Here is a 13,228-nt window from a genome sequence, read left to right on the forward strand (position 1 = left end):
GGCACACTGGCCCTGTATCAGCAGCAGCGCACTCCGGGGTCGGTGTAATTCCGAACCGGCGGTATAGTCCGCGACCCGTCCGCAAGCCAGCGGCCGGTTGACCAGGTGAAATTCCTGGACCGACGGTGAAAGTCCGGATGGGAGGCAGTGCGCGGCGGGCGACCCCTCTCCAGGGGTGTGCCGGCCGTACGTCCGCTGGTGGCCGTCTTCCGTCGGCGCACCCGCAGACCTCCGGCCGTACCGGCATACCCATGCGAAGCGTCGTACCCGCTCTCTGTCGTCATCGACAGGCCCCGGAGTCCGTGCCCGAAGAGGCAGGAGGACCCGGTGGCCCAGCAGGCCGACACCACCGCCATGCGACGCGCCGTCGAGCTCGCCGCACGCGGACTCGGCGCCACCAGCCCCAACCCGGTCGTCGGCTGCGTCATCACCGACGCCTCCGGACACCAGGTCGGCGAAGGCTTCCACCAGCGCGCCGGCGGCCCCCACGCCGAGGTCCACGCCCTGCGCGCGGCCGGCGTCCTGGCCCGCGGCGGCACGGCCTACGTCACCCTCGAACCCTGCAACCACACCGGCCGCACCGGCCCCTGCGCCCAGGCTCTGATCGAGGCCGGGATCAGCCGGGTCGTGTACGCGGTCGCCGACCCGAACCCGCAGGCCACGGGCGGTGCCGACACCCTCCGCGCCGCCGGGATCGAGGTCGAGCAGGGCCTCCTGGAGGCCGAGGCCGAGGCCGGCAACATCGCCTGGCTCACCTCCGTGCGCGCGGGCCGCCCCTTCGTCCGCTGGAAGTACGCCGCCACCCTCGACGGCCGGATCGCCGCCGCCGACGGCACCTCCCGCTGGATCAGCTCCGCCGAGTCCCGCGCCGACGTCCACCGGCTGCGCGCCGAGGCCGACGCCGTCGTCGTCGGCGGCGGGACGCTGCGCGCCGACGATCCGCACCTCGCCGTCCGCGGCATCGAGGACGTCACCCAGCCGCTGCGGGTCGCCCTCGACACCCGCGCCGGGGTGCTGCCCACCGCCCGGATCCTCGACGACGCCGCGCCCACCCTGCTGGTCGTCGGCGAGGACGCCGACACCCGGCACCTGCCCGGCGTCGAGCTGCTCCGGCTGCCCGTGCACGACGGCCGCATCGGCGTGCACCAGCTGCTCACGCAGCTGTACGCGCGCGGTGTCCGCTCGATCCTCCTCGAAGGCGGCCCCACCCTCGCGGGCGCCTTCATCGCCGCGGGCGCCGTCGACCAGGTCGTCGGCTACCTCGCCCCGGTACTCCTCGGCGCGGGCCCCGCGGCCCTCGCCGACGCCGGAATCTCCACGATCACGCATGCGTTGCGGCTCGACGTCATCGACACCGTGCGCATCGGATCCGATATCCGCATCACCGCCGTTCCCACCGTCCCGACCCCCAAGGGAGCCTGACCGTGTTCACCGGAATCGTCGAAGAACTGGGCGAGGTCGTCGCCGTCGAGCAGCTGGAGGACGCCTCCCGCTTCCGGCTGCGCGGCCCCCTGGTCACGGAAGGCGCCCAGCACGGCGACTCCATCGCCGTCAACGGTGTCTGTCTCACGGTCGTCGAGTTCGGCGACGGCGAGTTCACCGCCGACGTCATGGCCGAGACCCTCAAGCGGTCCAGCCTCGGCGCCCTCGAAGTCGGCTCCCGCGTCAACCTGGAGCGGCCCATGGCCGTCGGCGGCCGCCTCGGCGGTCACATCGTCCAGGGCCACGTCGACGGCACCGGCACCATCCTGGAGCGGACCCCGTCCGAGCACTGGGAACTGGTCAAGGTCGGCCTGCCCGCCCACCTCTCCCGGTACGTCGTCGAGAAGGGCTCGATCACGGTCGACGGCGTCAGCCTCACCGTCGTCGAGGTCGCGGACGACTGGTTCACCATCAGCCTCATCCCGACCACCCTCGACCTGACCACGCTCGGCATCAAGCAGTCCGGCGACCCGGTCAACCTCGAAGTGGACGTCATCGCCAAGTACGTCGAGCGGCTGCTCGGCGCGGACGCCAAGGAGAACGAGAAGTGAACTGGCTCAACTCCGGTCTCAACTCCGAGGCGTTCACCGTCCTCGACCAGAAGATCATCTGGTCCGACATGATCGGCAACATCTTCGGACTCGCCGCCCTCGCCCTCGGCTGGCGCCGCTCCGTCTGGACCTGGCCCGTCCAGTTCCTCGCCGGTCTCATCCTCTTCAGCGCCTTCTTCGGTCACCTCGCGGGCAGCGCCGGCAAGCAGGTCGTCGTCATGCTCGTGGCGCTGTACGGCTGGTGGCAGTGGCAGCGCGGCAAGGGGAAGGGCGCGGACGGCCACATCGCCGTGCGCTTCGCCACCTGGGGCGAGCGTGCCGCCATGGTCGCCGCGGCCGCCGTCGGCACCGTCGCGGTGGCCATGCTCTTCAAGGCCTTCCCGGACCTGTCCTGGGACCCCTGGCCCGACGCCTACATCTTCGTGGGCACCGTCGTGGCCATGTACGCCCAGGCCCGCGGCATGGTCGAGTTCTGGTTCGCCTGGCTGCTCGTCGACCTGGTCGGCGTCCCCCTGAACTTCGCCAACGGCTACGCCTTCTCCGGCTTCGTCTACGTCATCTACGGCGCGCTCGTCCTGTGGGGCATGCGCGACTGGTGGCTGCGCTCCCGCGCCACCACCGTCCTGGAAGGAGCCCACGCATGAGCGCCCATCCCCTCTGGGACGCCACCGACCTCGCCCTCGACCCCGTCGAGCAGGCCATCCGCGACATCGCCGCCGGCCGGCCCGTCGTCGTCGTCGACGACGAGGACCGCGAGAACGAGGGCGACCTCGTCATCGCCGCCGAGAAGGCCACCCCCGAGATCGTCGCCTTCATGATGAGCGAGTGCCGCGGCCTGATCTGCGCCCCCATGGAGGACGAGGAGCTGCGGCGCCTCGAACTCCCGCAGATGGTCGAGCACAACACCGAGTCGATGCGCACGGCCTTCACCGTCTCCGTCGACGCGTCCCCCGCCCACGGCGTCAGCACCGGCATCTCCGCCGCCGACCGCGCCACCACCCTGCGGATGCTGGCCTCCGGCAGCCACGAGCCCTCCGACTTCGTCCGCCCCGGCCACATCTTCCCGCTGCGCGCCAAGCCCGGCGGCGTCCTCGCCCGCAACGGACACACCGAGGCCGCCGTCGACCTCGCCCGCCTCGCGGGCCTCCGCCCGGCCGGCGCGATCGTCGAGATCGCCGGCGAGGACGGCGTGATGCTGCGCCTGCCCGAGCTGGTCCCGTTCGCCCGCAAGCACGGCCTGACGATCATCTCCATCGAGGACCTGATCGCCTACCGGCGCTCCGCCGAGCCGACCGTCCGCCGCGAGGCCGAGGTCCATCTGCCCACCGCGCACGGCGAGTTCACCGCGTACGGCTACCGCTCCACCGTCGACGGCGTCGAGCACGTCGCCCTCGTCCACGGTGAGATCGGCGACGGCGAGGACGTCCTCGTCCGCGTCCACTCCGAGTGCCTCACCGGCGACATCTTCCACTCCCTGCGCTGCGACTGCGGCCCCCAGCTGCAGGCCTCCATGGACCGCATCACCGAGGCCGGGCGCGGCGTCGTCGTCTACCTGCGCGGCCACGAGGGCCGCGGCATCGGCCTGCTGTCCAAGCTGCGCGCGTACGAGCTCCAGGAGCGCGGCCGCGACACCCTCGACGCCAACCTGGAGCTCGGGCTGCCCGCCGACGCCCGCGACTACGCGGCCGGCGCGCAGATCCTCGGCGACCTCGGCGTCCGCAGCCTGCGCCTGATGACCAACAACCCCGAGAAGATCGACGCCCTCACCTCGCACGGCCTGAGGGTCGAGGGCCGGGAGCCCATGCCGGTCCAGGCCGGCGAGCACAACCTCCGCTACCTGCGCACCAAGCGGGACCGGATGGGGCACGACCTGCCCTGGCTGGACGGCTCCCCGGCCTCCACCTGCAACAACCAGTGATCACGTACGTACGAATCGACTGAACGGCCAATCGGCCAATCGTTCCATCGGCTAGGAGAGACATGAGCGGCAAGGGCGCACCCGTCCTCAGCGTGAAGAACTGCGGCGACCTCCGGGTCGCGGTCATCGCGGCGCAGTGGCACGAGAAGATCATGGACGGACTCGTCGACGGCGCCCTGCGCGCCCTCAGCGAGCTCGGCATCGACGAGCCGACGCTCCTGCGCGTCCCCGGCAGCTTCGAGCTCCCGGTGGTGGCGAAGGTCCTCGCCGGGCGCGGTTACGATGCCATCGTGGCGCTCGGCGTCGTCATCCGCGGCGGAACGCCGCACTTCGAGTACGTGTGCCAGGGCGTCACCCACGGCCTCACCCAGGTCTCGATCGACACCGGCGTACCCGTCGGATTCGGCGTCCTCACCGTCGACAACGAGGAGCAGGCGCTCGACCGCGCCGGCCTCGAAGGATCCTCCGAGGACAAGGGCCACGAGGCCGTCACCGCCGCCGTCGCCACCGCGACGACGCTGCGCACGGTCAGCGAACCCTGGCGCTAAGTACGCGACCCTTACCCCGTACTCTTAGGACCATCATGGCGAACAAAACCTTCGAAGAGCTCTTCGCCGAGCTCAAGCTCAAGGCCGAGACCGGCGACCCTGCCACCTCCCGCACCGCGGAGCTCGTGGGCAAGGGCGTCCATGCGATCGGCAAGAAGGTCGTCGAGGAGGCCGCCGAGGTCTGGATGGCCGCCGAGTACGAGGGCAAGGAAGCTGCCGCCGAGGAGATCTCGCAGCTGCTGTACCACGTCCAGGTGATGATGGTCGCCCGCGGGATCTCGCTCGACGACGTCTACGCCCACCTCTGAGCACACGCGTCTCACCCTCCCCAAAACTCCCAGGCAAAGGAAGCTCACCCCATGCTGCGCATCGCCGTCCCCAACAAGGGTTCCCTCTCCGGACCTGCGTCGGCAATGCTCCATGAGGCCGGCTACCGCCAGCGCAAGGAGTCCAAGGAACTGGTGGTCGTCGACCCCGACAACGAGGTCGAGTTCTTCTACCTGCGGCCGAAGGACATCGCGATCTACGTCGCCTCCGGGAAGCTGGACATCGGCATCACCGGCCGTGACCTGCTCCTGGACTCCGGAGCCAGCGCCGAGGAGATCCTCCCGCTGAACTTCGGCCGCTCCACCTTCCGCTACGCCACCCGCCCGGGCACCGCGAACGGCCCCGAGGACTTCGGCGGCATGACGATCGCCACCTCCTACGAGGGCATCGTCGCCAAGCACCTCGCCGACCAGGGCATCGACGCCTCCGTCGTCCACCTGGACGGCGCCGTCGAGACCGCGATCCAGCTGGGCGTCGCCCAGGTCATCGCGGACGTCGTGGAGACCGGCACCAGCCTGCGCAACGCGGGCCTGGAGGTCATCGGTGAGCCGATCCTGACCTCCGAGGCCGTCGTCATCCGCCGCCACGGCGCCTCCGACGACCACCCGCAGGTGCAGCAGTTCCTGCGCCGCCTCCAAGGCGTCCTCGTCGCCCGCTCGTACGTGATGATGGACTACGACTGCCGGGCCGAGCACCTGGAGCAGGCCGTCGCCCTCACCCCGGGCCTGGAGTCGCCGACCGTCTCCCCGCTGCACAACGAGGGCTGGGTCGCCGTCCGCGCGATGGTCCCCGCCAAGGAGGCGCAGCAGATCATGGACGACCTGTACGAGATCGGCGCCCGCGCCATCCTCACCACCGCCATCCACGCCTGCCGCCTCTGACGGCTCCAGGCCCGCACGTCCCACCAGGCACTGAGGAACCCCCGATGTCGCAGTCCACGACGCCCGACCTTCCGGTCACCTTCCGCCCCGGTCGCACCCGGGCGATCCTGCTGACCATGGGTCTCGCGATGTTCGTCGTCATCACGGCCGTCGCGCTGATGCTGGAGCGTCTCGGACCGGGGGAGCGGGCCAGCTTCGTCTTCACCGCGGCGCTGCTCTCCGGGGTCCTGGTCCTCCTCAGCCGGCCCAAGGTCGTCGCCGACGAGGACGGCGTGACGGTCGTCAACATCACCAGGAGCCGCCGCCTCGCCTGGGCGGAGATCCTCAAGGTCAACCTCCGCCCCGGCGACCCCTGGGTGTTCCTGGACCTGAGCGACGGCACGAGCATGCCCGCGCTCGGCATCCAGCCCGGGATCGCCAAGGAATCGGCGATCCGCGACGCCCGCGCCCTGCGGGCCCTCGCGGAAAGCCGCGGAACCAGCGCGGAGACCCGCTGACACCCCGATCCGGCCTGGCGGAACCGCCGATCCGGCCCTGGGGCGGGCTGGGGGAAACCCCGATCCGTCCCCCATCCGGGGCCGACCCCCTGCCCCTCGGGGCGTTCACGTGACTACTCTGGAGACGGTGGTGCCGAGCGGCACCACCGTCTCGCGTGTGCAGGGCCGCAGCCGCGGCCCGCGAGACCACCCTTCGACCCGAGGAGTGACTCCCTCCAGCAATGGACGGATCGTCCGGTAGTACCTGCGCCGCCCCCTCCCTGGAGGCGGCGGCATGATCATCTCCCTTCTGCTGCTCTCCGCGGCCTTCCTCCTGATCCTCGCCAACGGCTTCTTCGTGGCCGCCGAGTTCGGTCTCGTGACCGTCGAGCGCGCCGAGGCCGAGCGGGCCGCGGCCGCCGGAGACCGGCGCGCCCGCACCGTCGTCACCGCGCTGCGTGAGCTGTCCTTCCAGCTGTCCGGCACCCAGCTGGGCATCACCATCACCTCACTGGTCGTCGGCATGCTGGCCGAGCCCGCGCTCGCCGGACTCCTCCACGGGCCGCTGACCGCGACCGGACTGCCCGAAGGGGCCGTCTCCGGGATCTCCGTGGTGATCGGCATGCTGCTCGCCTCCGCCGTCCAGATGGTGGTCGGCGAACTGGTGCCGAAGAACTGGGCGGTCTCCCGGCCGCTCCAGGTCGCCCGCTTCGTCGCCACCCCGCAGCGCCGCTTCTCCGCGCTGTTCCGGCCGGTGATCTCCCTGCTCAACCGGGTCGCCAACCGGCTGGTACGGCTCCTGGGCGTCGAGCCCACCGAGGAGCTGGACTCGGTCCGCACCCCCGGCGAGCTCGTCTCGCTGGCCCGGCACTCCGCCCAGGCCGGCGCGCTCGAACAGGACACCGCCGACCTCTTCGTACGGACCCTGTCCCTCGGCGGCCTCACCGCCGAGCAGGTCATGACCCCGCGCGTGAAGGTCAGTGCCCTCCAGTGGGACGCCACCGCGGCCGACGTCCTCAACCTCACCCGGGCCACCGGCCTTTCGCGCTTCCCGGTCTACCGCGACCGCATCGACGAGATCGTCGGCATGGTCCACCTCAAGGACGCGCTCGCCGTCGCCCCGCACGCCCGCCTGCGCACCCCCGTCGGACGGATCGCGGTCCCGCCGCTCCTCGTCCCCGAGACGCTGCCCGCCCAGACGCTCCTGGAGCGGCTGCGCCGGGAGCAGCCGATCGCGGTGGTCGTCGACGAGTACGGGGGCACGGCCGGCGTGGTCACCCTGGAGGACATCGTCGAGGAGCTCGTCGGCGAGGTCCGCGACGAGCACGACACCGCCGCCGACGGCCGGCCCGAGCTGGCCCAGGCCCCTGCCGAGGACGGCCGTCCCGCCTGGGAGGCGGACGGCTCCTGCCGGGTGCACACCCTGCGCCGGATAGGCCTCGACGTGCCCGACGGGCCGTACGAGACCGTCGCCGGGCTCGTCGCCGACCTCCTCGGCCGCATCCCGGCCCCCGGGGACCGCGCCGAACTCCCCGGCTGGCGGCTCTCGGTGCGCCAGGTGGACCGCTACCGCGCCGAACGGGTTCGGATCGTCCGTACGGCCCCGGACGCGGAGGCGACCGGGACACCGGCCCACGACGCGGACCTTTCGGGGACACCGGCCCACGACGCGGACGTGTCCGGGAGGCCGATCGCCGCCCCCGACCCGGTCGGAGCGTCGGTCGCCGCCACGGCCCCGGTCGGAGCGTCGGTCTCCGGCACCGGCCCGGCCGCGGCGTCCGCCGCCTCCGTGCCCGTCCCCGCGGAGGCCGGCCGATGAGCACCCTGCAACTCCTCTTCGCCGTCCTCCTGGTCCTCGCCAACGGCTTCTTCGTCGGGGCCGAGTTCGCCCTCGTCTCCGTCCGGCGCAGCCAGATCGAGCCGCTCGGCGGCGCCAGGGCCAAGCAGGTCCTGCACGGCCTGGAGAACCTGCCGCAGATGATGGCCGCCGCCCAGTTCGGCATCACCGTCTGCTCCCTGACGCTCGGCGCCGTCGCCGAGCCGACCGTCGCCCACCTCCTCGAACCGGTCTTCCACACGATCGGTGTCCCCGAGGGACTGATCCATCCGCTCGGCTACGTCATCGCCCTCGCCGCGGTCGTCTTCCTCCACCTCGTGATCGGCGAGATGGTCCCGAAGAACCTGGCGATGGCCGACCCCGAGCGCACCGCCCTCTGGCTCGCGCCCGGCCTCGTCGGCTTCGCCCGGCTCTGCCGGCCGGTCACGGCCGCGCTCGGCGCCTGCGCCCGGCTCGTCCTGAAGGCGTTCAAGGTCGAGCCGAAGGACGAGGTGGAGGCCGTCTTCACCAGCGCCCAGCTCGGCCGTCTCGTGGAGGACGCGGGCCAGGCGGGCCTGCTCGACCCGGTCGAGCAGGAGCGCCTGGAGGACGCCCTCGAACTGGGCAGCCGCCCGGTGACGGACGTCCTCATCGCCCCCGCCTCCCTCGTCACGGTCCCGCCGTCGGTCACGCCGCGCGAGATCGAGGAGCTGACCGTACGGACCGGGTACTCCCGGTTCCCGGTCCGCGCCGAGGGCCGGGCGACCTTCATGGGCTTCGTGCACGTGAAGGACGTCCTGGACCTGGACGAGCGGGAGCGTGCGGTGCCGCAGCGGCTGTGGCGCCCGATGGCGACGCTCCGCGCGGAGCTGCCGCTCGACGACGCCCTCACCGTGATGCGCCGCGCCGCCACCCATCTGGCGCAGGTCGCGGACGGTTCGGGCCGGGTCCTCGGCCTGGTCGCCCTGGAGGACGTCCTGGAGATGCTGGTGGGCGAGGTCCGCGACCCCGCCCACCGCGTGCAGTCGCCGTCGGGACCGGCTCCGGTAGCCGTCCCCTAGGCCCCGGCGGGTCCGTGACGTCCGCCGTCGGGCAGGACGTCACGGACCCGCGCAGCGCCGAACGCCCTGCGACTAGCCTGGGAGCATGGGCGGCGGCGGTCTGACCGGACTGTTCCTCTGCGGAGACGTGATGCTCGGCCGGGGGATCGACCAGATCCTTCCCCATCCGCTGGATCCCGCCCTGCCCGAGCGGTACGTACGGGACGCCCGGGACTACGTGACCCTCGCCGAGGCGCGCTACGGGCCCGTGCCCCGGCCGGTCGCCCCCACCTACCCCTGGGGCGAGGCGCTCCGGCTGATCGACGAGGCCGGGCCGGACGCCCGCGTGGTCAATCTGGAGACCTCCGTCACCCGCCACGACGTGCCGGTGCCCGGCAAGGCCGTCCACTACCGCATGTCGCCCGCCGACCTGCCCGCGCTCACCGCCGTCCGGCCCGACGTGGTCGTTCTCGCCAACAACCATGTCCTCGACTACGGGCGGCGCGGACTGGACGACACCCTCGACGCCCTCGCCGGCGCCGGGCTGCGCACCGCCGGCGCCGGGCGGGACGCCGAGGAGGCCACCCGGCCCGCGGTGGTGCCGCTGCCGGGCGGACGCCGGCTGCTCGTCCACGCGCTCGGCCTGGCGTCCAGCGGCGTGCCCCGCGACTGGGCCGCCACCGATCGCGCGGGAGGCGTGCACTACGCCGAGGGGCCGTACGACGCGGCCGCGACCCGGCTGGCCGGCCGGCTGCGTACGGACCGGCGCCCCGGAGACCTGGTCGTCGTCTCGGTCCACTGGGGTTCCAACTGGGGCTACGCCCCGGACCGCGCCCAGGTCGCCTTCGGGCACGCCCTCGTCGACGCGGGCGCCGACCTCGTGCACGGGCACTCCTCGCACCACCCGCGGCCCCTGGAGGCGTACCGGGGCAGGCTCGTCCTGCACGGGTGCGGCGACCTCGTCAACGACTACGAAGGGATCACCGGCCAGGAGCGGTACCGCGACGACCTGCGCCTGCTGTACTTCGTCACCGTCCACGACGAGGACGGCACCCTGGCGGAGGTCCGGCTCGTGCCGCTGCGCAGCCGACGGCTGCGGCTGGAAAGGGCCCCGCGGCAGGACGCGCGATGGCTCCATGACGTGCTCGGCCGGATCAGCCGCCCCTTCGGCATCCGGATCGACTCCGCGCCCGGGGGAGAGGACGACGGCCCGGCCCTGACGGCCCGGCCCCTGCGAGGGCCGTGAGACGCCCCGGCGTCAGTACCCCGGGGGCTCCTGCTGGGGGCCGCGGTCGACCGGGCCGCGGCCCGACAGGACCTCGCCGTACGCCTGCATGAGGTCGGCGAGCCGGAGGGTGGCGAGGTCCTCCCGACTCGGGGTCCCCGGGTAGCCGGAGAGCCGCAGGTCGCGGTAGGCGCACGACTTCTCGTACAGGGTGCGCAGGAAGCGCCCGTTGCCGAGCTCGTCGATCCAGCCCTGGTCGACGACGTGCCCGCTGATCGAGCGGAGCTCGTCGAGGGCCTCCTCGTCCCAGCCGTCCCCGTTGGCCGCGGCCAGGACCTCGCCGATGGAGGTGAGTTCCAGCGGCCGGTACGAGGGGAAGTCGACCCGGGTGGTGAACCGCGAGGACAGACCGGGGTTGGTGCTGAGCAGCCGGTCCATGCCCTCGGGGTAGCCGGCCAGGATGACCACGAGGTGGTCCCGGTTGTCCTCGGCCCGCTTCAGGAGCACCTGGAGGGCCTCGTCGCCGTACGCGTCGCCCTTGCTGTAGCCGCTGTTGGAGAGCGCGTACGCCTCGTCCACGAAGAGCACACCGCCGACCGCCGAATCGATCAGCTCATTGGCCTTGACCGCGGTCTGCCCCAGGAACTCACCCACCAGATCGGCCCGTTGGGCCTCCACGAGATGGTCGCCGCCGAGCAGCCCGAGGGCGTAGAAGACCCGTCCCAGGATCCGGGCGACCGTGGTCTTCCCGGTGCCCGAGGGGCCGGAGAAGACGAAGTGGCGTTTGGGCGGCTGGACCGGAAGACCCTGCCCGGCGCGCAGCCGCGCCATCTCCAGCTGCGCCGAGAGCGCTTTGACCTGGCGCTTCACCGGTTCGAGCCCGACCATGCCCTCCAGCTCGGCGAGCGCCTCCGCGAGGAGCACCGGATCGGTGGGCCCGGCCGGGAAGCGCGGGGGCATCGGCTGGCCGGGCAGCGGCGCCTTCTGGCGTACGGTCTCCGGCGGCGCGACGGGGGCGGTCGGCGGCACCGGTTCGGGGGCGAGCCGCAGCCCGTCGCCGAGTCCGCCGGGGTCGGGCTCGGCGCCCGGCACGGTGTCCACCGCGTCCTGGCCGAGGCCCCCACCGAGGGCGCTCGTCGCGACCGTCGCGAGCCCGGCCGGGTCGTCCACCCCGTCGTAGCCCTCGAAGCCGTCGTACTCGGCGATCGCCGCGAGCCGCGCCGCCGTGTCCATGAACGCCGGGTCGATCCGGTGCACCGCGCGGTAGAGCGGCAGGGCGGCTGCGCTGCGCCCGGTGCCCTCGTGGGCCCGGGCGAGCCAGTACCGCAGCTCCTTGCGCTGAGGCTGCTCGCTGCGGCACCGCATCAGCGAGGCGGAGAGGAGCGGCTCGGCCTGGCTGTACATCTCCAGGCGCACCCGGGCCATGCCGCCGAAGAGTCCCGCCTCGATGCCGAGCAGCGGATCGTCGACGAGGGTCTCCGTGTGCCGGACGAGCTGGTCCCAGTCCTTGACGAGATAGGCGCGGCAGGCGTGCAGGAAGCGCACCTGCGGGTCGGTGTCGACCGGGGGGAGGCCCGCGAGGGCGCGGTCGAGCTCGGGCACATGGCGGCCGTCGAGCCAGTGGGAGGCGTGCGCGAGCAGCAGGTCGCGCGGGCTCTCCAGGACGGGCTGCACCCACCAGCCCAGCCAGTACCAGGAGTTCAGGGTGCGCCGGTACCGGGTCCGCTGCTCGCCGAAGCGGTCGCGGTTGCGGTACATGCGCAGCAGTGCGGTCGTGGTGTCGACCCGGAGCGCGTGCAGCCCGAGCCAGGCGTCCGCCATCCCGGGATCGATCCGTACCGCCGTCCGGAACTCGTCCTCCGCCTGCGGATACGCGCCCATCGTGTAGGCGTCGACTCCGCGCAGCCAGGCGAGCTCGGCCGGGGCCTGCGAGCCCTGCGTGCCGATGTCCATCGAGTCCCCCACAACCGTCTTCGCATGGACGGGATTTGACCGCACCTGGGGGCATCGTACCTGCGCAGGGGGTGCGTGCTTAAGGAGAAGCGCATGATCCGGAAGCGGTGACCCTGGGTGAGCGTCAGGGGGCGCGAAGGGGGTGGGAGAGGGCTCGGAGAGGGCCTGGAAAGGGTTTCCGAGGGCAGAACGAAGCCCCCGATCACGGGGGAACAACCGGGGGCTTCGTGTCTGCGGCAGCTCCGAAAAGCCGCACATTCAGAACGTAAGACCTGTGCGCCCCGTCGGTCAAGCGAAGTTGAGGCACTTGCGGAAGCGGACTTCCGGCCCCTCAGTTCACGGACATGACGCCGTCACTGTGTGTGATGATCTGGTGCGCGCCTGCTGTCACGGACGGCCCGGGAAGCCAGTCGTACCCCTCTGAGCACTCCCGTACCAGGGTGTCGGCGAAGGGCCGGGAGGGGTCCTCGGCGAAATGGCGAGTCTCCGCCACGGTCCAGCCGTCCCAGAAGGAGGCCTGCTCCGGCCCGTCCCGCCGGCGCCCGCGTTCCCAGGACTCCTCGGCACCGCGCTCCATCCACAGCAGCCACGCCAGGAACGGCCGCACCAGCCGCCGGCCGGCACCCACGCCCTCGACGAGGACCACCGGTGCCGGGGGCAGCGCCCGGGCCTCCCCGAAGCGCCGAAGCCGCCAGTCGTACGGGCGGTAGGCGGCGGTCTCGCCGCGCGACAGCGGCTCCAGGACCTGCTCCCGCAGCCGGCCGGTCCACGCGAAGAGCTCCTCGTGCGTGGCGAGGTCGTCGAGGCGGAGGACGGGGGCGTCGCCGAGGGCGGCGGCGAGACGGGACGCGAGGGTGGACTTGCCGGAGCCGGCGTGACCGTCGACCGCGATCAGCCGGACCGGTCCGCAGGAGGGCGGCAGCCGGAGCAGTGCGTGGGCGGCGCGGTCGAGGTCGTTCATGGGGCCCAGGGTAGGGGAGGGGAGGACCGTCGCAGGTCAGGGAGGTACCG

The 13,228-nt window shown here is 72.5% G+C and carries 13 protein-coding genes and 1 riboswitch; of the genes, 11 read left to right on the forward strand and 2 right to left on the reverse strand.

The genetic code is table 11. The features are described from left to right. Positions 1 to 24 precede the first annotated feature (24 nt). Positions 25 to 155: riboswitch (FMN riboswitch) on the forward strand. Positions 156 to 327: 172 nt separating this feature from the next. The 11 genes from ribD (at position 328) to ACF07V_RS16575 (ending at position 10,285) form a co-directional block, all read left to right on the forward strand. Beyond that, positions 328 to 1,422: a bifunctional diaminohydroxyphosphoribosylaminopyrimidine deaminase/5-amino-6-(5-phosphoribosylamino)uracil reductase RibD gene (gene ribD / locus ACF07V_RS16525; RefSeq protein ID WP_392154743.1), complete on the forward strand. Its 1,095-nt coding sequence runs from the start codon at positions 328 to 330 to the stop codon at positions 1,420 to 1,422. A 2-nt stretch (positions 1,423 to 1,424) separates the two neighbouring features. After that, positions 1,425 to 2,033, forward strand: a complete 609-nt coding sequence (locus ACF07V_RS16530) for a riboflavin synthase (protein ID WP_086824182.1) — start codon at positions 1,425 to 1,427, stop codon at positions 2,031 to 2,033. 68 nt (positions 2,034 to 2,101) lie between these two features. Next, on the forward strand, positions 2,102 to 2,677 hold the full coding sequence (locus tag ACF07V_RS16535) for a nicotinamide riboside transporter PnuC (protein WP_392154930.1): 576 nt from the start codon (positions 2,102 to 2,104) through the stop codon (positions 2,675 to 2,677). After that, positions 2,674 to 3,951 (forward strand): bifunctional 3,4-dihydroxy-2-butanone-4-phosphate synthase/GTP cyclohydrolase II, encoded by a 1,278-nt coding sequence (locus ACF07V_RS16540; RefSeq protein WP_392154744.1) that lies wholly within the window; start codon positions 2,674 to 2,676, stop codon positions 3,949 to 3,951. Before ACF07V_RS16535 ends, ACF07V_RS16540 begins: the two co-directional genes overlap by 4 nt. A 62-nt stretch (positions 3,952 to 4,013) precedes the next feature. Beyond that, a complete protein-coding gene (gene ribH, locus ACF07V_RS16545) occupies positions 4,014 to 4,499 on the forward strand; it encodes a 6,7-dimethyl-8-ribityllumazine synthase (RefSeq protein ID WP_024760819.1) in 486 nt (161 codons plus the stop codon). A gap of 35 nt (positions 4,500 to 4,534) precedes the next feature. Continuing rightward, positions 4,535 to 4,807 carry a phosphoribosyl-ATP diphosphatase gene (locus ACF07V_RS16550; protein ID WP_116162050.1) on the forward strand — a complete coding sequence of 91 codons (273 nt, stop codon included), beginning with the start codon at positions 4,535 to 4,537 and terminating at the stop codon, positions 4,805 to 4,807. Between the two features lie 51 nt (positions 4,808 to 4,858). Further along, the gene (hisG, locus tag ACF07V_RS16555) at positions 4,859 to 5,707 is read left to right on the forward strand and encodes an ATP phosphoribosyltransferase (protein WP_392154746.1); all 849 of its coding nucleotides are present in this window, start codon (positions 4,859 to 4,861) and stop codon (positions 5,705 to 5,707) included. Between the two features lie 44 nt (positions 5,708 to 5,751). Further along, complete coding sequence (locus tag ACF07V_RS16560; protein WP_392154747.1) at positions 5,752 to 6,204, forward strand: PH domain-containing protein; 453 nt, start codon at positions 5,752 to 5,754, stop codon at positions 6,202 to 6,204. Positions 6,205 to 6,478: 274 nt separating this feature from the next. Then, on the forward strand, positions 6,479 to 8,002 hold the full coding sequence (locus ACF07V_RS16565) for a hemolysin family protein (protein ID WP_392154748.1): 1,524 nt from the start codon (positions 6,479 to 6,481) through the stop codon (positions 8,000 to 8,002). Next, on the forward strand, positions 7,999 to 9,060 hold the full coding sequence (locus ACF07V_RS16570) for a hemolysin family protein (RefSeq protein WP_392154749.1): 1,062 nt from the start codon (positions 7,999 to 8,001) through the stop codon (positions 9,058 to 9,060). Before ACF07V_RS16565 ends, ACF07V_RS16570 begins: the two co-directional genes overlap by 4 nt. Positions 9,061 to 9,145: 85 nt before the next feature. After that, positions 9,146 to 10,285, forward strand: a complete 1,140-nt coding sequence (locus tag ACF07V_RS16575; protein WP_392154750.1) for a CapA family protein — start codon at positions 9,146 to 9,148, stop codon at positions 10,283 to 10,285. 12 nt (positions 10,286 to 10,297) lie between these two features. On the opposite strand, the gene ACF07V_RS16580 is transcribed toward ACF07V_RS16575, so the two are convergent. Then, complete coding sequence (locus ACF07V_RS16580; protein WP_392154752.1) at positions 10,298 to 12,217, reverse strand: AAA family ATPase; 1,920 nt, start codon at positions 12,215 to 12,217, stop codon at positions 10,298 to 10,300. Between the two features lie 331 nt (positions 12,218 to 12,548). Further along, entirely contained in the window at positions 12,549 to 13,178 is a 630-nt protein-coding gene (locus tag ACF07V_RS16585; protein WP_392154753.1) for a uridine kinase, read from the reverse strand. Positions 13,179 to 13,228 lie beyond the last annotated feature (50 nt).

The sequence above is a fragment of the Streptomyces sp. NPDC015661 genome (assembly GCF_043077765.1).
In the GTDB taxonomy this organism is placed as follows: Bacteria; Actinomycetota; Actinomycetes; order Streptomycetales; family Streptomycetaceae; genus Streptomyces.

Bases quoted from the DNA above. Each gene is read 5' to 3' on its own strand.
- ACF07V_RS16535 (WP_392154930.1), top strand. From the start codon at position 2,102: ATGATCGGCAACATCTTCGGACTCGCCGCCCTCGCCCTCGGCTGGCGC.
- ACF07V_RS16540 (WP_392154744.1), top strand. From the start codon at position 2,674: ATGAGCGCCCATCCCCTCTGGGACGCCACCGACCTCGCCCTCGACCCC.
- ribH (WP_024760819.1), top strand. From the start codon at position 4,014: ATGAGCGGCAAGGGCGCACCCGTCCTCAGCGTGAAGAACTGCGGCGAC.
- ACF07V_RS16550 (WP_116162050.1), top strand. From the start codon at position 4,535: ATGGCGAACAAAACCTTCGAAGAGCTCTTCGCCGAGCTCAAGCTCAAG.
- hisG (WP_392154746.1), top strand. From the start codon at position 4,859: ATGCTGCGCATCGCCGTCCCCAACAAGGGTTCCCTCTCCGGACCTGCG.
- ACF07V_RS16560 (WP_392154747.1), top strand. From the start codon at position 5,752: ATGTCGCAGTCCACGACGCCCGACCTTCCGGTCACCTTCCGCCCCGGT.
- ACF07V_RS16565 (WP_392154748.1), top strand. From the start codon at position 6,479: ATGATCATCTCCCTTCTGCTGCTCTCCGCGGCCTTCCTCCTGATCCTC.
- ACF07V_RS16570 (WP_392154749.1), top strand. From the start codon at position 7,999: ATGAGCACCCTGCAACTCCTCTTCGCCGTCCTCCTGGTCCTCGCCAAC.
- ACF07V_RS16575 (WP_392154750.1), top strand. From the start codon at position 9,146: ATGGGCGGCGGCGGTCTGACCGGACTGTTCCTCTGCGGAGACGTGATG.
- ACF07V_RS16580 (WP_392154752.1), bottom strand. From the start codon at position 12,217: ATGGACATCGGCACGCAGGGCTCGCAGGCCCCGGCCGAGCTCGCCTGG.
- ACF07V_RS16585 (WP_392154753.1), bottom strand. From the start codon at position 13,178: ATGAACGACCTCGACCGCGCCGCCCACGCACTGCTCCGGCTGCCGCCC.